A 20,654-nucleotide genomic window follows, 5' to 3' on the forward strand; every position below is an offset into this window, starting at 1 on the left:
CGAGACCGATCATCCGATACCCAAGGATTGGGCGACGAGCCAGCCGGGTAGCGCCGCGATGCAAAGCAAGGTGCCGAAGGGGAGTTCGGTCGTCGCGACGACGCTGCGATGGCGGACCAGCGCGACCAGAACCAGGATCAAGCCGAGCGCCGACGCCAGCAGCAGGATGAACGGCAGCGCCTGCCAGCCCAGCCAGGCGCCGATCGCGCCCAGCAGCTTGGGATCGCCGCCGCCCATCCCGTCGCGATGCCGCACAGCGGTGTAGGCGCGCGCGATCGCCCACAAGACGCCGTACCCCGCCATCAGGCCGATCAACCGGTCGGCGGCGGAGCCCGCCCCGATGACGCCGCCGATCACGAGGCCGAGCAGGGCAAGACCCAGCGTCAGCGTGTCCGGCAGCCAGAAATGGCGCCAGTCGAGCAGCGCGAGCAACAGCAGGCCCCAGCCGAGAACGGACCAGCCGAACGCGGCGGGCGGGCTCGCGAGTGCGAAGGCGGCCCCCGCGATCGCCGCGGCGGCGATCTCGACATGCAGATGAGTACGATCGATCGGCGTAGCGCAGCATCGGCATCGGCCGCGGTTCAGGGCGAAGCTCAGCACCGGCACCAGCTCGGCCGGTGTGAGGGGCCGCCGGCAGCCGTCGCAGCGTGACCGGCCGGTGAGGGCGCTTTCGCCCGCGGGCCAGCGGACGAGGACGGTCGCGAGGAAGCTGCCGACGAGCGCGCCGAGCAGGGCACCCATTGGCGCGATGATCGTGGCGGTCTCGATCATTCGAGCGCGCCTGTGGTGCGCAACCGGAAGCCGCCGGGGACGCGGACGAAGCCTAGCGCGGTGAGCGTCGGTTCGAGGGCCGGATCGGGTTCGGCGATGCGTGCGTCGGCGATGTAATCACCCGTCGCGCCGATGCTCAGGTCAAGCCGTTCCTGCCCCGATTGGCTGGCGAGCGCCAGCCGCGCCCGTGTGCCGTCGCACCGGATCGATCCCGTCAGCCCCTGCGCGCGCGCGACGCCGGGAAGCGCACCGTCGAGCCGGGCACGGACGCGCCCTTCGGCATGGTCGCAGCGCCCGCGGACGAAGCGCACGCTGGCATCGTCGACATCGAGCGCCCCGATCGGCAGCGGTGCGAGCAGGCCCGCCGTGGGGAGCGACGCGGTAAGATGATCCACACCGACGCGATCGTGGCCGATCGTGATCGTACCGTGCAGCGCGGACGCGCCGTTGGCCGGCCGTGCGAGGTTCAGCCGCACGCGGCCGAGCAGGAGGGGGAGGGGGGACAGCGCGGCGTCGAGCGTGCCCAGCGGCAGCGCGCCGACGCGCATCTGCTCGATCGTGCCGTCCCAGATGCTGCCGTGCACGCCGCGCGCGCTCAGCCCGCGCGCATCGGACGCGACCCAACCGACAGCGAGCCGCAGCGGTAGCAACGCGACGAGCGCGATCGGCAAGGTGAGCGCGACCAGCAGCCAGCGGCCCTTCGACAATCGCGATAGCCTCATCGCGTTACCCTCCGCACCGTGATTCGTGCCGAAACGGTGCGGTTGGCGCCGGGCTGGATGGCGGCCGAATCGATGACAAGCCCCTTCGCCTCGACCGTGCTCAGCCAGGCGAGAAGGGCAGGGGCGCGTGCCGCGCCGATCGTGATCGATACGGTGTCAGGCCCGGCCGCCGTGTTGCCGTCGAGCGTGAAGCCGGCCTCGGCGGCGCTGGAGGCGATGAACTGATCGAGCGGGCCGTCGATACGTGGCGGTCGCGGCGCGGCGTGCCGGAGCAAGGCCAGGCCGGCCTTTACGCCGGCCGCGCGATCGATCGCGACGCGGTGCGCAGCCTTGGCATCGGCGAGGCCGCGCGTCACCGGGCGCAGGACACCAAGCCACAGGATCACGATCGCCATCAGGGCGACCATCGCGGCGATCAGGCGCTTCTCGCGAGGCGCGCGTGCGATCCACCAGGCATGAAGCGATGCGATCATGGCGCCGAGACCGTTATCGCGACGGCGTTGCGCCCGCTTTGCGTCAAGGGCGGCTCGGCGGTGACGACATAGCCCGCGTTCTGCACCGCCAGCAGGACGGCATCGATCTCGTCGACGCTGGCCGCCGACAGCGTCGTCGTCAGCGTGCCGTCGCCGGTGCGCGCGAGCGTGGTCATGGTGACGTCGGGCACGTTCTGCATCGCGCTCACGAGTTGGGCCGCCGGCCCCGAAAAGCTGCGCCCGCCAAGACCGCGCGCCGCGAGCCGGGCGTGGACGGCGGCATCCGCCTCGTCGGCGGTGGTCACCGTTGGCGCGATCGCGTGCGCCATTGCGACGGCGGCCGCGTCCTGCGCCGCACTATCCGCGTGCAGCCGCACGATGCGGATTAGCGTGGTCGCGAGCAGCGTGATCAGGATCAGTCCCGCCAGAACCCCGGATCGACGCAGCGTCTTCCAATCGAGCGTCCGGCGTGTCCGTCGCGCGAACGCGCCTTGGCGCAGGTTGAGCGCGGGCGCGGCAAGCGCGGCGACGAGCGCGGCGTCGATGGCATCCTGGGCAAGTACCTCGACCGGCGCGTCACCGATCAGATACGCGCCGATGCCGTCGTCGAGCAGCGCCGAACTCGCGTCGCGCAGGATGCGCTCATCGCCGATTGCCGCGGCAGTGAAGCCGCTTTCAGGGCGCGGCAACAGCGTGGCCGCGGGGACGATCGCGCCCGGGTCCAGCGCGTGATGCTGCGCCCAGAGCAGCCATGCGGCCATATCGGTGTTGCGCACGACGGCGACGTCGAGCTCGCCGTCCGAGGCGCGCGGGCCGGTCGCGGCGTGGAGCGTGTCGGCGCCGCCGAGGCTGCTTTCGAGTGCGAGCAGCCGCGCCGCGGCGATCGCCTGGCGCGCTGCGAGATCGGGGAGCATCGTGCGATGGAGCGTGATCGTGGCGGCGGGGGCGACGAGCAGGATCGCATCGGGATCATCGGGGGGCGTTCCCCAATCCTCGCCCCGGCCGCGCGCGACGATGGCGTCGCCGGCGACGCGCAGCCATTCGGGCGCGTCCGCGAGATCGGCGGGAAGGATGATGACGAGCGCCGGCGTCACGACGCGTCTCCCCATTGCCGCCGCGCGAGCCGCACCGGTGCCTCGCGGGCATCGAACAGGGCCGTCTCGCGGCTTGTCATGTCGCCGAGCAGGATGTTGGTCTCGACCGCGAACCATTGGGTCTTGATGGCGAGTTGCGCCCTGTTCGCGGGCGCCACGCCGACGCCCTTGAGCGCGCCGCTGTTCCAGAAATCATCGATGCTGTCGTAGCCGCGCAGCGGCCGCGCCGCGATCGCACGCCGGGCCTCGCCGATCGAAAGCTGCTCGGGCGCGAGCATCGCGATCAACGGCGCCTGCTCCGGCCGCAACGTGTTGACGTTGATCGGCGAGAGGTCGCTCGTCGGCAGCGCGCAGACCCAGGGGCGCAATGTCGCGTAGATCGCGGGCGTTACGCCGCGCACGGCCCGCAACTCGCTTGGATCGGCGACGAAGCGGTTGGCGGTGCGATAGGGGATGGCGGCGCGCGCGTAGGTATCATCCTCGGCGCCGTCGGGCAGCGGGCGATCGTCGGTATCGATCCAGTCGGCGGCGGCGGCGGCGATCGATGTCGCCAGCGCGGAATCGATGCCCAGGATCTGCATCAGCCCGCGGAACTGGGCGATGCCGCCGGGGCGCGCGGCGAGCGCGGCCTGGTCGTCGCCTGACACGAGGCTGTTGAGGTTGAAGCAATTGCCGCCGTCGGTGACGCGCGCGGTGCCGCTGCCTCCGGCGACGGGGAGCGGCACGGGGGTATCGTTCCAGCCACCTGCGAGCGTGGTGCGTTCGGGATCGGCGGCGATCAGATCGCCGATGCGCGCCGCGGCGAGCGCTTCGGCCGACAACGTGTAGGCGCGCGCCTGATCGAGTGCGCCCACATTGCCGGTAAGGCGCGTGGCGATCGTCAACCGTTCGAGCAGCGTCGCGGTGACGACCGACATCACCGCGACGAGCAGCAACACCGTCAGTAACGCCGCGCCGCGCTCGCGTGGGGGAGGGGCCACCGGGCTAGCCATGAACGGGCGCGTCCGGTTCGGAAAGGGCGCCGGGGCCGACGAGAAATAGCAGCCGCAACGGCGCGCCGGTGCGGGTCATGGTCAATTCGACCGCGCTCGGCAGCAGATCGGGTTTGACGGCTGCCCAATCATCCCGCCATGCGCCCGTGGGGTCGCGGAACCGAAGCCGCGCGGCGGTGATGCCGTCGATCATCGGCGTCGCCTCGTTGCCGCGTGCCCCGTCGACGAAGGGATAGCTGCGCCGCTCGAGCCGGCCATCGACGAGCCAATATTCGACCTTCTGGATCGCCGGGCGATCGGCGTGGCCATCGAGATTGTCCCAGCCGCCACGGACGAACAGCAGCGCGGGGCGGTGGGGCTCGATCACCGCATCGGCATAGAAAGCGGGCGCGAGCGTGCCGCTTTCGGTGCGGCTGATCCGAGGCAGCGCCTGCGCGAGATCGGCAGTGATCAGCGCGCTGGCGCGCTCGACCGCGGCCATGTCGTCGAGCCGTGCGGTCACCGTGGCTTGCGCCGAAACGGTGCCGGACAGCAGCATCACGCCGGCGGCCGAAAGCGTCGCGAAGATCAGGAGCGCGACGAGCAGTTCGATGAGGGTGAAGCCGCGAGTCATCCTGCGCGCCTCGCGATCGTCAGCGTGGCGGGGGAACCGCTGGCGCCGCGCACCGCGATGTCGATCCTGAGCACGCCGCCGCCAAGCGCCTGTACGCGGCGCGCCCAATGCCACGGGCGACCGCCGTTCACCGTGGTCCCCGCGCTGGCGCCGATCACCGGGGGTACGGGATCGGTCAACGTCTCGATCGCAAGATTTCGCGCGACTGCCTGTGCCACGACGCGCTGGTCGAGATCGGCGGCGGTACGCAGCGTCACGCCTTGCAGCCGCAGCAGCGCGAGCGCGGCGAGGCTGAACACCGCCAGCGCGACGAGCATTTCGATCAGCGTGAAGCCGTGCTCAGCGGAACGCCTATAAAAAGTGAAGCCGTTTTCGGCGGAACGCCTATAAAAAGTGAAGCCGTGCTCGGCGGAACGCCTATAAAAAGTGAAGCCGTTTTCGGCGGAGCGCGAACAAAAACGGAAGCCGCGATCACTCATCGATCGTCACCTTGCCGCTGGTGGTGACGCTCACCGAGGCGCGCGCATCGTTGCGCACCAACGTGATGGTGAGCGGCGCGACCGCTGCGCCGGTGGTGTCGAACGTCACGCGCGCCGGCCCGCTGGCGTCGACGAGCGCGATCGCCTGATGGCGCCAGTCGGTGGTGACGAAGGGCTTGTCGTCGAGCGGCACCCATTCGCCTTCGATCCGCTGCGCGAAGCCATAGCCGCTGGGGGCCACCCACACGCTCATCGGCCGCGCCGCGACGATCGCCCGATCGCGCGCCGCGGACAGGCGCGCCGCGAAGCGCTGCATGTCGTCGCGCACGCCGCTGCCCGAATCTGGAATCGTCATCACCACCGCCGCCGAGGCGAGACCGAGGATCACCAGCACCACCATCAGTTCAGCCAGCGTGAATCCGAGAGAGTTGAGATCCCGGGCGACGCCGCGGGGTTCAAAGGTCGCTGGAATAGATGTCGGCATTCTCGCCCTCGCCGCCCGCCGCGCCGTCGGCGCCGAGCGATACGATGTCGAACGGCCCGCGTTTGCCGGGGACGCGATATTGATAGGGGTGATCCCACGGATCGTTGGGCAGCCGGCGGATATAGCCGCCCGGCCGGTAGCGGCTCGGTTGGGCCAGCGTCGGCGGCGCCGTCACCAGTGCCTGGAGCCCCTCGTTCGCATTGGGATAGGTGATGTTGTCGAGCCGATATTGATCGAGCGCCTGTTCGAGCGTCGCGATATCCGCCTTGGCCTTTTCGGTCCGCGCCTTGCCGGTCGCCGGCAGCACGTTGACCGCGACGATCGTCGCCAACAGGCCGATGATGACGATGACGACCATCAGTTCGACCAAAGTGAAGCCGTGTTCGGCGGAACGCCTACGAGAAGTGAAGCCGTGTTCGGCGGAACGCCTCGAAGATGTGAAGCCGTGTTCGGCGGAACGCCTCAAAGACGTGAAGCCGTTTTCGGCGGAACGCCTCGAAGATGTGAAGCCGTTTTCGGCTGCCTTGCCGCCATGCCGGACTCGTTCCGGTATCGAACGTGCCGCAAATTCACCGGCGGCGGCACTTGCGGAACCTTGGACCCCGGAACGAGTCCGGGGTGACGGGGTGCTTTGAGGAAGGCACGGCTTGGCAATCTCAGACATGGATACCTCTCAAGCGCCGGTCAGGCTCTGGAGTTGGAGGATAGGGAGAAGGATCGAGAGCACGATCACCGCGACGACCGCGCCCATCAGGATGATGATCGCCGGTTCGAGCATCGCCAGCGCGACCGAGGTGAACGAATCGAATTCGCGCTCGAGATAATCGGCGGCGCGCGCGAGCATGGTATCGAGCTGGCCCGCCGATTCCCCCGACGCCGCGAGATAGACGAGAAGCGGCGGAAACACGCCCGCGCGCCGCAGCGCACTCGACAGGCTGCCGCCGCCCCGGATCGCCTCGACGATCTCGTCCGAGGCGCGCTTGAGCACGCGGTTGTGAACCGTCTGCGCCGTCAGCGCGAGGCCCTCCATCAGCGGCAGGCGGCTCGCGACCATCGTTGCCAGCGTTCGCGCCATCCGTGCCGCGTGGAGATCGCGCAACAGCCGGCCGATCATCGGCGTGTTCAGGATCGCGCGATCGGCCGCGTATCGGATCGGTTCCTCACGGAGTGCGCGCCAGCCGAGCCCGGCGAGCACCGCGATCCCGAGCAGCAGCGCCCACCACCAATGCGCGAGAAATTGCGACAGCCCCATCACGATCCGCGTCAGCAGCGGTAGCGTCTGCCCCATCGTGTCGAACTGCTCGACCACCTTGGGCACGACGAATATCATCAGCGCCGCGACGACGAGCACCGCGAACACCGCGAGGATCAACGGATAGGCGATCGCGGTGATCACGCGGCCACGCATCTCCGCCTGCCGTTCGAGCAGGTCCGCGAGTCGTTCCATGAGCAGCGGCAGGCTGCCCGAACTCTCGCCCGCCGACACCATCGCGCGGTACAGCAGCGGAAAGCTCCTTGGCTCGCCGCCCATCGCCTCGGCGAGCCGGCGGCCCTCGATGATCCCGGCGTGGACACGATCGATCACCTTGCGGACGTGGGGCTTCTCGCTCTGCCGGGCGATCGTACGCAGCGCTTCCTCGATCGGGCTCACCTGGATCAGCGTCGAGGCCTGGCGCGTGAACAGCGTCAGTTCCTTCACCGAGAGCTTCTTGCGTTCGAGGCTGAACAGCGCGGGGGCTGCCGCGCGGCGCGTTTCGGAATCGATCCGCATCACGAACAGCCGGCGTCGATCAAGCTCGGCCCGGGCCGCCGCGATCGTCTCGGCGGCGATATGGCCGCGTTGCTCCTTTCCCGACGGTGCGATCGCGAGATAGGCGAATTCAGCCATCGCCCAGCTCTTCGTCGTCATCGCCGCGGGTGATGCGGATCGCCTCCTCGGCCGTGGTCTCGCCGTTGCCGACGAGCGCGCGCGCCGCCGCGCCCAGCGTGCGTGAGTGCAGGAACGCGTGGCGCGCGATCAGCGCCTCGTCGCCGCCGTCGTTGATGAGTCGGCGGATCGTATCGTCGACGCGGATCATCTCGAACACGCCGATCCGGCCCTTGAAGCCGGTGCCGTTGCACTGATCGCAGCCGACCGGCTGGTATACGATCGTTCCGATCTCGAAACCGAGTCGGGCGGCGAGTGCCTGCGGTGCCTGAACCGGCTGGCGGCAGGCGGGGCAGAGCCGGCGCACCAGTCGCTGCGCGATCACCGCGCGCAGCGTGGAGGCGAGCAGGAAGGGTTCGACCTTCATGTCGCGCATTCGCGTGATCGCGCCGACGGCATCGTTGGTATGGACGGTCGACAGCACGAGATGCCCCGTCAGCGACGCCTGCACCGCGATCTCGGCGGTCTCGCGATCGCGGATCTCGCCGACCATCACGACATCGGGGTCCTGCCGGAGGATCGCGCGCAGCCCGGCCGCGAAGGTGAGCCCCACCTTGGCGTTGACCTGCGTCTGCCCGACGCCTTCGACCGCATATTCGACAGGATCTTCCACCGTCAGGATGTTGCGGCTGCCGTCGTTCAAGCGCCGCAGGCCGGCATAGAGTGTCGTCGTCTTGCCCGATCCGGTCGGGCCGGTGACGAGCAGGATGCCGTTGGGCTCGGCGAGCGCGGCGCGATACGCGGTCTCCATGACCTCGCTCATGCCGAGCACCTCGAGGCCGATGCCGATCGTGTCCTTGTCGAGGATGCGCAGCACGACGCGCTCGCCGCCGCGGCACGGCAGGGTGGAGACGCGCACGTCGAGCACCCGGCCGCCCAGCGTGATCCCGATCCGGCCGTCCTGCGGCAGCCGCCGCTCGGCGATGTCGAGCCGCGCCATCACCTTGATCCGGCTGACCACCACGGGCGCGACATGCGGCGGCATCCGCAGCATTTCCTTGAGCACGCCGTCCATCCGCATACGGACGACGAGGCCGGTCTCGTACGGCTCGATGTGCACGTCCGACACGCCGTGTCGCGCGGCTTCGGCGAGGACACCGTTGATCAGGCGGACGGCGGGCGCGTCGTCCGCCGAATCGAGCAGATCCTCCGCGCTCGGCAGGTCGCCGGCGATGAGATCGAGTTCGTTCGCGCCAAGATCGATCGAATTCGCCATCGCGGCGGCGGTGCCGTCCATCGCGTAGCGATCGGAGAGATGGCGATCGAAGTCGGTCGACGACACGGTCTCGACATCGAACGCGCGGCCAAGATGGCGCCGTACCTCGATCAGCACGCGCGGATCGCTGTCCTCGCGCAACGCGACGATCGGCCGGTCGGGATTGCCGTCGAGCAATACGACGCCGAACTTGCGTGCAAAACCGTAAGGAATGGCGCTTGGCGTCGAATCCGAGGCTGCTTCTCCGGCCGTCGCGGCATCCTCGTCCGTCGATCCGCGCGCGATCTTCATGGCTGCGCCTCGCTCGGGGCGATGTCGACAGGCCGGATCGCGGTCGATGATCGCTGTTGTTCGATCGGTACTACGACAGGTGGTGTGGGCGTTACCGGGGCGCCGCCCGGCACGGTCATCACCTGTTGTGGGCGGATGACGGTGCCGGTTTCGGGCGTGCCGGGCGGGATCGGTGGCACCGCGCCCATATAGTCGCGCACCAGCGCGTCGAGGCTCGGCTCGACGCCGGGGTTCTGGGCAAGCTGCTGATCGCGCATATAGCCGTAGCGCCGCTGGGTCATGCGATCGCCATCGGCGGCGTTGCGGATGATGGTCGGCCGGATGAAGACCATCAGGTTGGTCTTGGTGCGCGTCCGCGAACGCGACTTGAACAATTCGCCGACGACCGGGATGTCCGACAACAGCGGTACGCGCTCGATCGTCCGGCGCTCATTATCATCGAGCAGGCCGCCGATCGCGAGGATCTGCCCGTCCTGTGCGGTCAGCGTCGTCTGGAACTCGCGCTTGTTGAGGATCAGTTCGCTCGAGTTGTTCGACACCGGCCCGGCGATCGAGCTGACTTCCTGCCGGATCGTCAGCTTGATCTCGCCGCCTTCGTTGATCTGCGGCTTGATATCGAGCTTGATGCCGACATTCTCGCGCTGGATCGTGCGGAAGGCATTGTCGAAATTGTCGGACAGCGCTTCGCCGGTGGTGATCGGGATTTCCTGCCCGACGAGGAAATGCGCCTCGTGATTGTCGAGCGCGAGTACATGCGGGGTGGAAAGGATGTTGGATGCGGTGTCGGACTTCACGGCGTTGATGATCGCCCCGAAGATCGCGTTGCTGCCAATATTGAGCAGGGTGCCGCCGAATCCGCCGTTGGCGCCGAGCAGTTCCTGCGCTGCGGCCTGTTGGAGGCTGTCGGTCAGCGGGCTGTTGTTGTTGGTGGTAACGACGTTGCCGTCGATCGTGGTGCTCGACTTGTCGAGTTTGGTCGCGCCGTAAGCACCCGCAAGCGTGAGGATGCTGGGCGCCGCGTTCGAATAGTTGGTCGCGAGGAACGGCACCCCGCTCGACGGATCGCCACCGAGCAGGAACTGGACGCCGAGCCGCTTGGCGGCATTGTCGCTGATCTCGACGATGATCGCCTCTACCAGCACCTGCTCGCGCGCGACATCGAGCTGGCGGACCACCTCGCCCAGCATCCGCTGCGTATCGGCATTGCCGCCGATCACGATCGCATTGGCGCCGGCGAAGCGCGTCACGATCACCGGCCCGCGCAGGAACAGGCTGGTCGCGGGTGAGGGCGTTCCAGCGGCCGTCGCGGCGGGCTGCGATACCGGCGTTGCGACGGCGCCCGTCGTGCTGCCCTTGCCATCCGCGCCGAGCGGCACCTGGGCGAATGCGGGGGTTTCCTCGATCGCCTGCGTCACCGGCTGGCCGACGAGTTGCTGGAGCACGGGCAACAATTGCGCGGCGTCGGCGTGCTTGAGATAGATGACGCGGATTTCGGTTCCGCTTGCCGCCTGGCGATCGAGGTCGCGCGCAAGCGAGGCAAGTTTCGCAACCCCTGCCGGATCGCCGCGCAGCGCGATGCTGTTCGAACTGTCGATCGCCACCGCGACCACGCCCGATCCCACTGTGGCGCCGCCATTGGCGCCTGCCGCGCCACCGCCGCTCAACTGTTGGAGTGATTCGGCGACTTCGCGGGCGCCCGCATTCTTGAGCGCCACGATCTCGGTCGTGTCGTTGGTGCGGTCGATCCGCGCGATCAGCGCGCGGACGCGTTGGATGTTGTCGGCATAATCGGCGACGACGAGGCTGTTCGCCGCACGGTTGGCGGTGATCGATCCTTCCTTGCTGACCAGCGGCTTCAGCGTCTCGACCGCCGAGGTCGCGTCGATATGGCGCAGGCGAAAGACCTCGGTGACAAACGAATTGCGGCTGGCCGCGCGGCCGACGCCGCCGGGCTGCGACGCGGCGCCGTCGACCGGCTGGATGCGCAGCGCACCGCCGCTGGTCGGCACCGCGACGAGGCCGTTGGCGCGCAGCGTCGACAGCACGATCTCGAAATATTCGGAGCGCGACAGCGGCCGATCGGTGACGACCGATACCTTGCCCTGGACGCGCTCGTCGATGATGAACGTCCGCCCGGTGACGCGTGCGGCATCCTGGATGAAGGCGCGGATATCGGCATCGCGCACGTTGAGCGTCTGTTGCGCGTGCGCCGGTGCGCCGAGGACGAGGGCGAGCGCCGCGCCGATCAGGAATATCCTGGAGGTCATTGATCTGTCTTGGGAAGGTCGGCCGTGGCCGTGGCCGTGGCCGCAGCCTCAGCCGCAGCCGGGAGGGTGGGTGTCGGCACCGGTGTTGGCGCGGGCTCCGACTGGTCGAGATACAGCAATTCATCGGCGCCGCCCTTGTCGATCACGACATGGTCGATCGCCACTGCCTTCAGCCTGGCGCCGCCGGTGATCTCGTCGCCCACCGCATAGCTCGTCTGGACGTCGTCGGGCGTGGCGATGATCGCCGAGCCGAGCCCGGTCGCCTCGTTGATCCTGACGCCCATCAGCTTGAGCGGCAGCGAGGTGACCGCCTGCGCGCCGTCGTCGTCGGGCGCGGTGCGATAGAAGGGATCGAAGCGCGCGAACGACGCAAGGCGCGCGCCGACCGGTAAATCGACCGGCTGGCGCGGCTGCCACGTGCCGAGCGGACCCACCGGCGTCGCGATCGCCCACACGAGCCGGGCAACCGCGACGGCGAGGCCGATCAACAACACCGCCTCGATTCCCGCGAGCGGCCCACCACGCGACAGGCGACGCCCCAGTCGTCGCAGTCTTTCAGGTTGGTATAACTGCATAACTCCCCCCGACTCGGCGCATCGGAATCGCGTCGCGTGCGTGACGGGGAGGGCCTTGCGTCAGTGGGGTGACAGTGTTGTTACGGCTGTCGGACAGATTGATGACAACGCGGCCGATCAGAAGCGAAGGCTGACGCCGATCGAACCGCTCGTGCCGATATCGTAGCGATTGATATCGACGACATTGTCCCCGCTCTGCTGGAATTCGCGATAGCCGGTGCCGGTGATGTTGCGCGCTTCGAGCGTGATCTCGCCTTGCGCACCGAATGCGGAGAAGCCCTGGCGGATCACCGCATCGAGACGCAGCCCCGGCCGTTCCACGATTGGCGGCTGCTGGAGCGTGCCTGCCTGAAGCCCCCGGCTGGTGACGCGATCGCTCGCATAGGTCAGCAGCAGCGTTTGTTGCGACAGTTTGTCGGGGTCTTCGAGGCCGATCTGGAAATTGACGAGATGGTCCGATTGGCCGGTCAGCGGATCGCCGTCGTGGAACAGCCCCGCCGCGGTGCCGGTGAACAGCGGCGTGGTGACCGTGTCGTCCGGCCCCACCTTCAGCTTCGATTTCGAATAGGTGTAGTTGGCGCTCAGCACCAACCGCCGCGTCGAGAAGAAGCCGTTGTCGGCGATCCCGCCGAGCGACACGTATTTGAGCATCTCGACTTCGCCGCCGTACAGATCGGCCTCGGGCGCGTTGGCGAAGCTGGTGACGATGCCGTTGTTGAAATAGCTGAACGCCTCGATCGGGTTCTCGATCTTCTTGTAGAAGCCGGCGAGGGTGAAGCGCTGTTCGGGCGCGAAATAATATTCGTAGCGCGCCTCGACGTTGGTGAGCTTGCTGTCGTTCAGGAACGGGTTGCCGATGAACTGGCGGTCCGAATCGGTATCCTGATAGATCTGCTGTGCCAGTTCGCGAAATTGCGGGCGCGCGATGGTTTTCGAAGCGGCGAGGCGTAGCTGCATGTCCTCGGCCATGTTCCAAGTCAGCGTCGCGGCGGGCAGCCAGTAATCGTTGTCAAGCTTCGTGGTCGCGTAGGCTTCGGTCGGGCGTCCGTCGAGGCCGAGCGGCGTCACGAATTGACGTGCATCCTCATAACGCACGCCAAGATCGAGCGTCAGGCCACTGAAAAGCTCGGCATTGATGCGAGCATAGCCGGCGTGGATCCGCAATCCGGCCTCGAACGCACCCGCGCCGGAAACACCCGTCGCCTCACGCAGATAGATGCCGTAGGTCTGGATGTTGTAATCCGAGAGCAGATAGTCGGGCCGCTCCTGCGACACGGCAAGGCCAAGGCTGCCCAGTTCGGGCGTGAAGCGGAAATCGCGGCGCGTCGAATTGCGCGTCTGATCGGTATAGGCATAGCCGCCGCTGAGCGTCACCGGTCGCGCGAAGGGGAGCGTGTACGACAGGTCCGCCGCGCCCGAATAGAGGTTCTCCTCGAGCTTGCTGAACGAGATCGTCGCATTGCCCGACTGGTTGAGGTTGTTGACGTAATCGTCGACCTGCGAATTGTAGATATATTCGAAGCCGCGCTCGTACGGCGCTTCGCGCTTGGTGTTGGCATAGGTCGCGCGCAGATCAAGCCCGACGTTGCCGAACTTGAATTCGCCGGTCGCCTGGGTGTCGATGAGCTGGCGCTCGTACCAGGCGGTGTTCTGATCGATGAAATCCTTGGTCTCGCTGACGCTGCTCTGCCCCCGAGACAGGCGGCCCTGCTTCAGCGTGTCGCGGATATAGAGCCCGGTCCAGCGAATGCTGTTCTCGCCGAATCGCACGCCGGTGCCGAGCAGGCCGTGGACGACGACATGGTTGTCGGTGAGCACGGTGCGCGCGTCGCGCACCAGCCCGCCCAGATCGGAATCGATCGACACCTGCTGGGTCGCATCGCGGGTGCGCCATTCGTTGGAAAGTCCCGCGCTCGCGATCAGGCCGAGTTGCGCGCCGCCGGGGCTGTCATAGCGAATCCCGGCGCTCGCCGAGGTGGAGAAGTTCGCCGGAAGGTTGTTGTTGCGCTGGAGCAGCGACGTGCCGGCGTTGACGAGGCTGGAGGTGATCGCCGCCATCTCGGCCTTGCGCGCCTCGAACGGTGCATCAGGGGATAGCGTGTCGAGCGACACCGGGCGGCCGCTGGAGATTGCCTTGCGCAGCGCGAAGGGGATATCGCGCGTGCCGTCGTCGAAGCCGGTCCAGTCGGTATCGCTGCCGTAATAGGTGTAGCCAAGCCGGCCGGTGGTCTCGGTATCGCCCGAAACGCTGCCCTTGACCTCAAGGAAGCTCTCGTCGGGGAGCGTGGTGGTGGTCAGGTTGACGACCCCGCCGCCGAACTCGGCCGGATAATTGACCGAATAGCTTTTCTGGACGAGCGCGCTGGCGATGATGCTCGACGGAAAGATATCGAGCGGGACGACGCGCTTGAGCGGCTCGGGAGATGGCAAGGGCGAGCCGTTGAGCAGTGCCAGCGAATAGCGATCGCCGAGCCCGCGCACATAGACATAGCCGTTGCCGACGACCGACAGACCGGTGACGCGGGTGAGCGCGCCTGCGACGTCGCCGTCGCCGGCCCGCGCGATATCTGCCGACGAGAGCACCGACACGACCTGCGGGGTGTCGCGGATCGGCTGCGGGATGTTGCGGCCGATCACGACGATGCCGGGCAGTTCGGCGCCGGGGGTGGAGATATCGACCGGCCGATCGCGCTGTGGTTCGCCGGTATCGGCGGGCGCGGCCGGCCCCGATTGCGACGCATCGGCGATGGTGGCCTGCGCTAGGGCAACGCTCGGCGTGAGCGCGGTGGACAGGAGGAGGCCGGCGAGCCCGAGCGTGCGGTTCATGAGCGATGCTCCGAAAATAAGGCGTGCAGAGAAAGCGTGGCGGCGACGCGATGCGCCGCCGCCACCGTCAGTCGTTCAAGGCGTCATTCGGTCGGGATCGCGGTGCATGACGCGCCGCTGCCGAAATCGAGCGTCGAGGAATCGCACGTCCAGCCCTGATACCAGGTGTCGCTCGCATTCTTGACGGCGCCGATATAATCGGTCGTCGTGAAGAACGAGCCGAGCGTCGCCGCGTTGAAGGCAGGCACCGCCGCTTCGTTCGCGCCATTGATGAAGCCGGTGAGCGAGTTGGTGAAGTCGGGCTTGTTGTTCGCACCCGCTACCTCGAAGATCGACTTGATCTTCGCCACCGTCACGTTGCCGTCGTCCTGATAGGCGCCTTCGCCGCACTGCATGACCACCGACTTGAACACGGGCGGGCCCTGATCCTGGAGCGCCGCATCGGCCGCGCGCGTGGTGGTGCCGCCGGTTTCGTCGATATCGAGACAGACGCGCGGGCTGACGACGATGCCGTTCACCGCGGTATAATCCGTGCCGCCGCGGAACAGCATCGCGTTGACCGATGCCGCAAGCGTGCTGCGATGGAGGAAGGTGAAGTTGGCGAGGCGGACGAAGGTGCGCGGCAACGAATCCTCGTTGCCGTTCGAATCGACCTCGAGGATCGAGTCGCCCGACTGGCCGTTCGCCCGCTGCGCGACGATCGCGAACTGGACGAAGCCCTGATAGCCCTGATCGCTGTCGAGATTGTCGTCGTCATTGCCGGTCAGCGCGACATATTTAAGGTTCGCGCGGCCGCCGAACATCTCGATCCCGTCGTCCGAGCTGTTGTGGACCTGGATGTGATCGAGCGTGGTGCCCGATCCGACGCCGGCCAGCGTCAGGCCGTTGAGTTCCTTGTCCTTCGCCAACTCGAAGCCGGCGTAGCGGATCTGGACATATTGCAGCGCGCCCGAGCTGTCGGTCGCGGTGGCGCCGCCGAACAGCGCGTCCGCGGTGCCTTCGAACTGGCTCTGGCAATCCGCCGCGCCGCCCGTGGCGCCGCCGATGCAATCGGAGATCGGCGCGCGGCCGAGCAGGACGACGCCACCCCACAAGGCCTGGCTGTCGTCGGTCGCGGTGCCTTCGACGTTGCGGCGGCCGGTGAAGATGATCGGCTGGGTCGGCGTGCCGACGGCGTTGATCTTCGAACCGCGATTGACGATGAGGAAATCGAGCCCGCCCGAGCCGAAGACGACGACGCCCGGATCGATCGAGAGCGTCACGCCCTTGCCGCCCGCCGCCGTCCCGTCGCCGCCGACATCGGTGCCGACATCGACGCGGCCGACCAGCGAATAGACCGTACCGGCGCGCTTGGGGATGTTGAGATCGCTGTTGATGCGGCCGGTGATCGAGCAGTTGCGCAGGTTGGCGATAACGCCGGCATTGGTGAACCCGGTGGGGCAATCCGCCGCCGGGCCGCCGGGGGTCGGGGTGGGTGTGGGCGTCGGGCTTGGTGTCGGCGAGGGAGATGGGGTCGGCACCACGATCACGCCTTCGCCGGGCGAGGCGACGTCATCGGCGCCGCATCCGGCGAGCGCGAGTAGAGCGCAGCCGCCGAGCAGCGTACGCATTCGAATATTGTGGATCATGGTGTCTCCGCTGGCCGGCCAGCCGGCTCCCTGTTGGCTTCGAGGCAGCGCGGCGGGAGACGAATCGACTAAGCCCCCGCTTGCGCCCGCGGCGGGCTCTATGGTGCATGCATGACACCGCGAGGGAGGAGGAGTGACACAACCGCGTCATTTATATGACGGATATATTGCGGCGCTTTGCGCGGCGATTTCCCGCGACGCGCATGCCGTCTATTGCGGCGATGCGGCCACCTGGGCGAAAGCGCCGAAGGGGTCGTTCGCGACCAGCATCGCATCGGCGCGCGCGAGCGCCACGAGGGTGAGGCCGTGCGCGCGCGCGTGCTCGATCGCGAGTGTCGTTGGCGCTGAAATTCCTACGAGAAGCGGCGTGCGTACGACCAGCGCCTTGTCTGCCATCTCGAAGCTGATCCGCGAGGTGACGAGCAGGAAGCCGTCGGGGGCGGCGCCCGAGCGTGCGATATGACCGATCAGCTTGTCGAGCGCATTGTGGCGGCCGACATCCTCGAACGCGGCGAGGATCGCGCCTGTCGAATCGCACCAGGCGGCGGCATGGACCGCGCCGGTCGCGCGATTGAGCGGCTGGCGATCGCGCAGCGCGGCCAGCGCGGCAAAGATCGCGGCGGGCGCGGTGTCGGGGCGCGGCGGCGGTGCGGGCAGGGGGCGCACGACCTGTTCGAGCCCGGCGATCCCGCACAGCCCGCATCCAGTGTCGCTCGTGCGGTGGCGGACGCGATCGTGGATGCGCCCGGCGCAATGCGCAGCGAGGATGACGCGCACGATGATCCCCGCGGGCGTCTCGGCGATGTCGATATCATGGAGATCGGCGGCGGTATCGGCGAGGCGCTCGGTGAGCATGAAGCCGGTCGCGAACTCGGTGAGCGCGGCGGGGGTCATCATCATCACCGCATAGCCGAGGCCGTTGACCTCGATCGCGACGGGCGCCTCGACCGCAACCTCGCGCGTCCCTGGCCGGGCGCGCGCGGGGGTGAGGATCGTCACCGTCTCCGTGCGCGATGCCGTCATAGCGCCGCGAGGTCCGCCGGTGTGTTGATATTGACGAGCGGCGCGGGGGCCGCGATCGGCGTCGCCCCGATCGTCTCGGCCCAGCGACGGATCGAAAGGCGCGGGTTCCTGCCGGTCGTGTCTCCGATATGGCGGCGCAGCGCATCGGCCTCGCCGGCGGGCCAATGGCCGAGGATCGGGGCGTCCGCGCAATAGCCCGGCAGCGTGGCGGCAAGGGTCGCGAGCAGGCCGGCCGGAACGCGCGGCATGTCACAGCCGATCGTCAGCACCGAGGTGAAGCCGTTGCTGCGGGCATGGTCGAGCGCCGCAGCGATCCCACCCAACGGGCCCAGGCCGGGGCGGGGGTGATCGGCGAGGCACGTCCACCCAGCAAGCTCGCGGCCGCACACCACCAGCGCATCGGCCGCGCCGCGCAGCGTCTCCGCGGCGTGATCGATCAGCGGCTTGCCGTCGAGATCGGCGAGCGCCTTGTCGCCGCCGAAGCGGCGCGCGGCGCCCCCGGCGATGATCGCGCCGAGGATCGTGTCGGCCATTCAATTCCTCCTCGGTCGTCCGATCAAACGTTACGATGCGCGGGCGAAGATTTTCGTGAGGCGCACCGCTCTTGCACGCGCGCCTGTTCGGCCCATGTTGCCACGGCGGGCGCTTCGATCCTAGATGCGCTCCTTCCAGACGAGGCAGATTCCGCGACATGACGACCCATTCGACCCGTATGCTCATCCTCGGTTCCGGCCCCGCCGGGCTTTCCGCCGCGATCTATGGCGCGCGCGCGGGGATGAAGCCGATCCTCGTCCAGGGCATCCAGCCCGGCGGTCAGTTGATGACGACCACCGATGTCGAGAATTATCCGGGTTTTGCCGACGTCATCCAGGGTCCCTGGCTGATGGAGCAGATGCAGAAGCAGGCCGAGCATGTCGGCACCAATCTCGTCTGGGATACGATCGTCGATGTCGATCTCTCGCGGCGCCCGTTCCGGCTGACCGGCGACAGCGGTGACGTGTACGAAGGCGACGTGCTCGTCATCGCCACCGGCGCGCAGGCCAAATGGCTGGGGCTCGACAGCGAGGAAGCGATGAAGGGCAAAGGCGTTTCCGCCTGCGCGACCTGCGATGGCTTCTTCTATCGCGGCAAGAAGGTGGCGGTGATCGGCGGCGGCAACACCGCAGTCGAAGAAGCGCTGTACCTCACCAACCATTCGCCCGACGTAACGCTGATCCACCGCCGCGACACCCTGCGCGCCGAACGCATCCTTCAGGAGCGGCTGTTCGCGCACAAGGGGATCAACGTGCTGTGGAACAAGGAAGTCCACCGGTTCGTCGGCGGCGGCAGCCCCGAGGGGCTAGTCGCGCTCGATCTCAAGGATACGGTGACGGGCGAAATGTCGACGCTCGATGTCGAGGGCGGGTTCGTCGCGATCGGCCATCATCCCGCGACCGAACTGTTCCGGGGGCACCTCGATCTCGATTCGGACAGCTATATCAAGGTTGAGCCGGGCAGCACGCGGACCTCGATCCCCGGTGTGTTCGCGTGCGGCGACGTGATGGACAAAATCTATCGCCAGGCGGTGACGGCGGCCGGCACCGGCTGCATGGCCGCGCTCGACGCCGAGAAGTTTCTCGCCGAAGCCGATTTTGAGAGGATCGCTGAGGCGGCCGAGTAAGGGGCGGGGGGTCGGTTTCCGTTCGCCCCCGGATCAAGTCCGGGGCATGCTCTGAGCCTGCCGAATGGCCGTTCTTCCTCGCCGGAAGAAAAACGGTGCTTCGACAAGCTCAGCACGAACGGTCGTTGAGAATCGCCCTCGCGATCGTCTGATACAATGCCTCGCCATCGTCGACCCGCGCGAAGCTGTGCGAGGCGGTAGCGATCTCGATCGGCGTCCCCACCCAGCCGCGTGTGTGGGCGGCGTCGGCGAAGGCGATCGCGGTGGCGTCGCCTTTGGCGAGGATCACCGTCGCGGTGGGAGGCAGCACCGCGAACATGCGATCGGCGAGCCCGTTCGCATCCTTAGGGGAATTATTAGAAATCTTCTTCAAGCCACTGATAAATTTTCCGATACTGATACCGCCCCTGGCCGCGCGTAGCCACGTTTGCGGATCACGCAGGCGCTCGGCGTAGCGCGCGCGGATCGCGGCGGCGGGGGGGAGGTCGTCGTCCTCGTCGACCACCCACGGATTGGCGAGGATCAGCCGATCGATTCCGGCATCGCGCCCGAACAGCGCGAGCGCCGTCGCGGCATCGCAATTGCCGAAGCCGATGAGGGTGGAAAGGTGCGGCACCTGCGCGCGGAAAGCGCGGACCGCGGCGGCGATATCGGGACCGGACGACGCATAGCCGCCGTTCGCGCCGGTCGAATCACCGATCCCGCGTCGGTCGAAGCGGAAGACGGACACACCTGCCGCGGCGAGGCGTTCCGCGAGCAGCGCCATGCCGCGATGCGCGCCGACGCGGATTTCGTTGCCGCCCGAGACGATCAGCAGGCCGGTCGTCCCCGGCGCCGCATCGAGCGTGCCTATCAGCGTCTCGCCCTCGCAGGGGAAAGCGATCAGCGTTCGCATGTTGCAATCCAGTCCACGATATCTTCTGCAAGTATTTGTGCAAAAGCATGATCGTTGCCGGGCTCGCTGCGTCTCCAGAGCGGGGTACCCTCGACCTTACGGTCGGCCTCGCCGGGATCGCTCGCCAGCCGAAGTGTTCGATGCGCGGTGCCGGGTGAGCGATCGAAGGGTGTTTTCACCGACAGGTCGGTCAGCAAGTCAGGCGCGATCACATTGCCCGCGATCTCGACCGAGGGCACGGGGTCCACGCCCTTTTCCGCGTGCTCGAAATACCAACATTCACCGAGCGACTTGCCGATCTCCACACTCTTGATCCGGGTCAACTCGCGCAGCAACGACGCCCCATCCTGCGGTGCGAAATGCCAGCGTCCGAACAGCAGCCCCAGCGCATCGAGCAAGGCGCCGCTCCTGATGCCGGCGCCGTAGCAGGTGCGGCCCTCGCGATCGAAGTGATCGACCACGCCCCCATAGGCCTCCTGCATTCGCAGGATCGTCATATCATGCAGCGGAACCAGGCTCTCGCCTTGCCCCGGCAGATCGGGCAGCACGCTTGCCACACCACGCTCAGCCAGCCTGCGAAGCATCGTCACCGCGAAGGCGCGCGTGCGGTTGGCTTCCTCGAACAAGGGCAAGGCGAGCACCACGACCGGGCCGGTAGCCGGGCCGAAACGGAGCATCGCCTCGGTTCCGCCTGCCCAATCGTAGCGGCCGATCATCT

20 protein-coding genes are annotated in these 20,654 nt (G+C 67.6%); 1 reads left to right on the forward strand and 19 read right to left on the reverse strand.

Going from position 1 to position 20,654, the window contains the following annotated elements; genetic code table 11:
• Window positions 1–9 precede the first annotated feature (9 nt).
• From DFR49_RS00455 to mobA, 17 genes are all read right to left on the reverse strand, one after another.
• On the reverse strand, window positions 10–771 hold the full coding sequence (locus tag DFR49_RS00455; protein WP_119034102.1) for a prepilin peptidase: 762 nt from the start codon (window positions 769–771) through the stop codon (window positions 10–12).
• Window positions 768–1,493, reverse strand: coding sequence for a type II secretion system protein N (gene gspN, locus DFR49_RS00460; protein ID WP_119034103.1), 726 nt, complete (start codon window positions 1,491–1,493; stop codon window positions 768–770). Before gspN ends, DFR49_RS00455 begins: the two co-directional genes overlap by 4 nt.
• Window positions 1,490–1,966, reverse strand: coding sequence for a type II secretion system protein GspM (gene gspM / locus DFR49_RS00465; RefSeq protein WP_119034104.1), 477 nt, complete (start codon window positions 1,964–1,966; stop codon window positions 1,490–1,492). The genes gspN and gspM overlap by 4 nt, the downstream gene beginning before the upstream one ends.
• Complete coding sequence (gene gspL / locus DFR49_RS00470; RefSeq protein ID WP_170150881.1) at window positions 1,963–3,060, reverse strand: type II secretion system protein GspL; 1,098 nt, start codon at window positions 3,058–3,060, stop codon at window positions 1,963–1,965. The genes gspM and gspL overlap by 4 nt, the downstream gene beginning before the upstream one ends.
• Entirely contained in the window at window positions 3,057–4,052 is a 996-nt protein-coding gene (gspK, locus tag DFR49_RS00475; RefSeq protein ID WP_119034106.1) for a type II secretion system minor pseudopilin GspK, read from the reverse strand. The genes gspL and gspK overlap by 4 nt, the downstream gene beginning before the upstream one ends.
• The gene (gene gspJ, locus DFR49_RS00480; RefSeq protein WP_119034107.1) at window positions 4,045–4,665 is read right to left on the reverse strand and encodes a type II secretion system minor pseudopilin GspJ; all 621 of its coding nucleotides are present in this window, start codon (window positions 4,663–4,665) and stop codon (window positions 4,045–4,047) included. The genes gspK and gspJ overlap by 8 nt, the downstream gene beginning before the upstream one ends.
• Window positions 4,662–4,982: a type II secretion system minor pseudopilin GspI gene (gene gspI, locus DFR49_RS00485; protein WP_245968177.1), complete on the reverse strand. Its 321-nt coding sequence runs from the start codon at window positions 4,980–4,982 to the stop codon at window positions 4,662–4,664. The genes gspJ and gspI overlap by 4 nt, the downstream gene beginning before the upstream one ends.
• A 154-nt stretch (window positions 4,983–5,136) precedes the next feature.
• Window positions 5,137–5,628 (reverse strand): GspH/FimT family pseudopilin, encoded by a 492-nt coding sequence (locus DFR49_RS00490; RefSeq protein WP_119034109.1) that lies wholly within the window; start codon window positions 5,626–5,628, stop codon window positions 5,137–5,139.
• Entirely contained in the window at window positions 5,600–6,094 is a 495-nt protein-coding gene (gene gspG, locus DFR49_RS00495; protein ID WP_211325778.1) for a type II secretion system major pseudopilin GspG, read from the reverse strand. The genes DFR49_RS00490 and gspG overlap by 29 nt, the downstream gene beginning before the upstream one ends.
• Window positions 6,095–6,301: 207 nt before the next feature.
• Window positions 6,302–7,516 carry a type II secretion system inner membrane protein GspF gene (gene gspF, locus DFR49_RS00500; RefSeq protein WP_119035189.1) on the reverse strand — a complete coding sequence of 405 codons (1,215 nt, stop codon included), beginning with the start codon at window positions 7,514–7,516 and terminating at the stop codon, window positions 6,302–6,304.
• A complete protein-coding gene (gspE, locus tag DFR49_RS00505) occupies window positions 7,509–9,062 on the reverse strand; it encodes a type II secretion system ATPase GspE (RefSeq protein ID WP_119034111.1) in 1,554 nt (517 codons plus the stop codon). The genes gspF and gspE overlap by 8 nt, the downstream gene beginning before the upstream one ends.
• On the reverse strand, window positions 9,059–11,329 hold the full coding sequence (gene gspD / locus DFR49_RS00510) for a type II secretion system secretin GspD (RefSeq protein WP_119034112.1): 2,271 nt from the start codon (window positions 11,327–11,329) through the stop codon (window positions 9,059–9,061). The genes gspE and gspD overlap by 4 nt, the downstream gene beginning before the upstream one ends.
• Window positions 11,326–11,817 carry a type II secretion system protein N gene (locus tag DFR49_RS00515; RefSeq protein WP_211325779.1) on the reverse strand — a complete coding sequence of 164 codons (492 nt, stop codon included), beginning with the start codon at window positions 11,815–11,817 and terminating at the stop codon, window positions 11,326–11,328. Before DFR49_RS00515 ends, gspD begins: the two co-directional genes overlap by 4 nt.
• Window positions 11,818–12,021: 204 nt before the next feature.
• Entirely contained in the window at window positions 12,022–14,730 is a 2,709-nt protein-coding gene (locus tag DFR49_RS00520) for a TonB-dependent receptor domain-containing protein (protein ID WP_119034114.1), read from the reverse strand.
• Between the two features lie 83 nt (window positions 14,731–14,813).
• Window positions 14,814–16,358, reverse strand: a complete 1,545-nt coding sequence (locus DFR49_RS00525) for a hypothetical protein (protein WP_119034115.1) — start codon at window positions 16,356–16,358, stop codon at window positions 14,814–14,816.
• A gap of 210 nt (window positions 16,359–16,568) precedes the next feature.
• Window positions 16,569–17,381, reverse strand: coding sequence for a formate dehydrogenase accessory sulfurtransferase FdhD (gene fdhD / locus DFR49_RS00530; RefSeq protein ID WP_119034116.1), 813 nt, complete (start codon window positions 17,379–17,381; stop codon window positions 16,569–16,571).
• Window positions 17,378–17,914 carry a molybdenum cofactor guanylyltransferase gene (gene mobA / locus DFR49_RS00535; protein WP_119034117.1) on the reverse strand — a complete coding sequence of 179 codons (537 nt, stop codon included), beginning with the start codon at window positions 17,912–17,914 and terminating at the stop codon, window positions 17,378–17,380. Before mobA ends, fdhD begins: the two co-directional genes overlap by 4 nt.
• Window positions 17,915–18,072: 158 nt before the next feature.
• On the opposite strand from mobA, the gene trxB reads away from it, so the two are divergent.
• Complete coding sequence (gene trxB / locus DFR49_RS00540; RefSeq protein ID WP_119034118.1) at window positions 18,073–19,041, forward strand: thioredoxin-disulfide reductase; 969 nt, start codon at window positions 18,073–18,075, stop codon at window positions 19,039–19,041.
• A gap of 109 nt (window positions 19,042–19,150) precedes the next feature.
• Here trxB and DFR49_RS00545 read toward each other — a convergent pair whose 3' ends face one another.
• Both DFR49_RS00545 and DFR49_RS00550 read right to left on the reverse strand, forming a co-directional pair.
• Complete coding sequence (locus DFR49_RS00545) at window positions 19,151–19,936, reverse strand: hydrolase 1, exosortase A system-associated (protein ID WP_119034119.1); 786 nt, start codon at window positions 19,934–19,936, stop codon at window positions 19,151–19,153.
• Window positions 19,924–20,652, reverse strand: a complete 729-nt coding sequence (locus DFR49_RS00550; protein WP_119034120.1) for an alpha/beta fold hydrolase — start codon at window positions 20,650–20,652, stop codon at window positions 19,924–19,926. The genes DFR49_RS00545 and DFR49_RS00550 overlap by 13 nt, the downstream gene beginning before the upstream one ends.
• Between the last annotated feature and the right edge of the window lie 2 nt (window positions 20,653–20,654).

It is taken from the genome of Hephaestia caeni, assembly GCF_003550065.1.
Taxonomy (GTDB): Bacteria; Pseudomonadota; Alphaproteobacteria; order Sphingomonadales; family Sphingomonadaceae; genus Sphingomonas; species Sphingomonas caeni_A.

Coding starts and splice junctions, on each gene's coding strand:
- gspI (WP_245968177.1), bottom strand. CDS start 4,982: ATGCTCGTCGCGCTGGCGGTGTTCAGCCTCGCCGCGCTCGCGCTGCTG.
- DFR49_RS00520 (WP_119034114.1), bottom strand. CDS start 14,730: ATGAACCGCACGCTCGGGCTCGCCGGCCTCCTCCTGTCCACCGCGCTC.
- gspE (WP_119034111.1), bottom strand. CDS start 9,062: ATGAAGATCGCGCGCGGATCGACGGACGAGGATGCCGCGACGGCCGGA.
- gspD (WP_119034112.1), bottom strand. CDS start 11,329: ATGACCTCCAGGATATTCCTGATCGGCGCGGCGCTCGCCCTCGTCCTC.
- gspJ (WP_119034107.1), bottom strand. CDS start 4,665: ATGACTCGCGGCTTCACCCTCATCGAACTGCTCGTCGCGCTCCTGATC.
- DFR49_RS00490 (WP_119034109.1), bottom strand. CDS start 5,628: ATGCCGACATCTATTCCAGCGACCTTTGAACCCCGCGGCGTCGCCCGG.
- trxB (WP_119034118.1), top strand. CDS start 18,073: ATGACGACCCATTCGACCCGTATGCTCATCCTCGGTTCCGGCCCCGCC.
- DFR49_RS00550 (WP_119034120.1), bottom strand. CDS start 20,652: ATGATCGGCCGCTACGATTGGGCAGGCGGAACCGAGGCGATGCTCCGT.
- mobA (WP_119034117.1), bottom strand. CDS start 17,914: ATGGCCGACACGATCCTCGGCGCGATCATCGCCGGGGGCGCCGCGCGC.
- gspN (WP_119034103.1), bottom strand. CDS start 1,493: ATGAGGCTATCGCGATTGTCGAAGGGCCGCTGGCTGCTGGTCGCGCTC.
- DFR49_RS00455 (WP_119034102.1), bottom strand. CDS start 771: ATGATCGAGACCGCCACGATCATCGCGCCAATGGGTGCCCTGCTCGGC.
- DFR49_RS00545 (WP_119034119.1), bottom strand. CDS start 19,936: ATGCGAACGCTGATCGCTTTCCCCTGCGAGGGCGAGACGCTGATAGGC.
- gspK (WP_119034106.1), bottom strand. CDS start 4,052: ATGGCTAGCCCGGTGGCCCCTCCCCCACGCGAGCGCGGCGCGGCGTTA.
- DFR49_RS00525 (WP_119034115.1), bottom strand. CDS start 16,358: ATGATCCACAATATTCGAATGCGTACGCTGCTCGGCGGCTGCGCTCTA.
- gspM (WP_119034104.1), bottom strand. CDS start 1,966: ATGATCGCATCGCTTCATGCCTGGTGGATCGCACGCGCGCCTCGCGAG.
- gspF (WP_119035189.1), bottom strand. CDS start 7,516: ATGGCTGAATTCGCCTATCTCGCGATCGCACCGTCGGGAAAGGAGCAA.
- fdhD (WP_119034116.1), bottom strand. CDS start 17,381: ATGACGGCATCGCGCACGGAGACGGTGACGATCCTCACCCCCGCGCGC.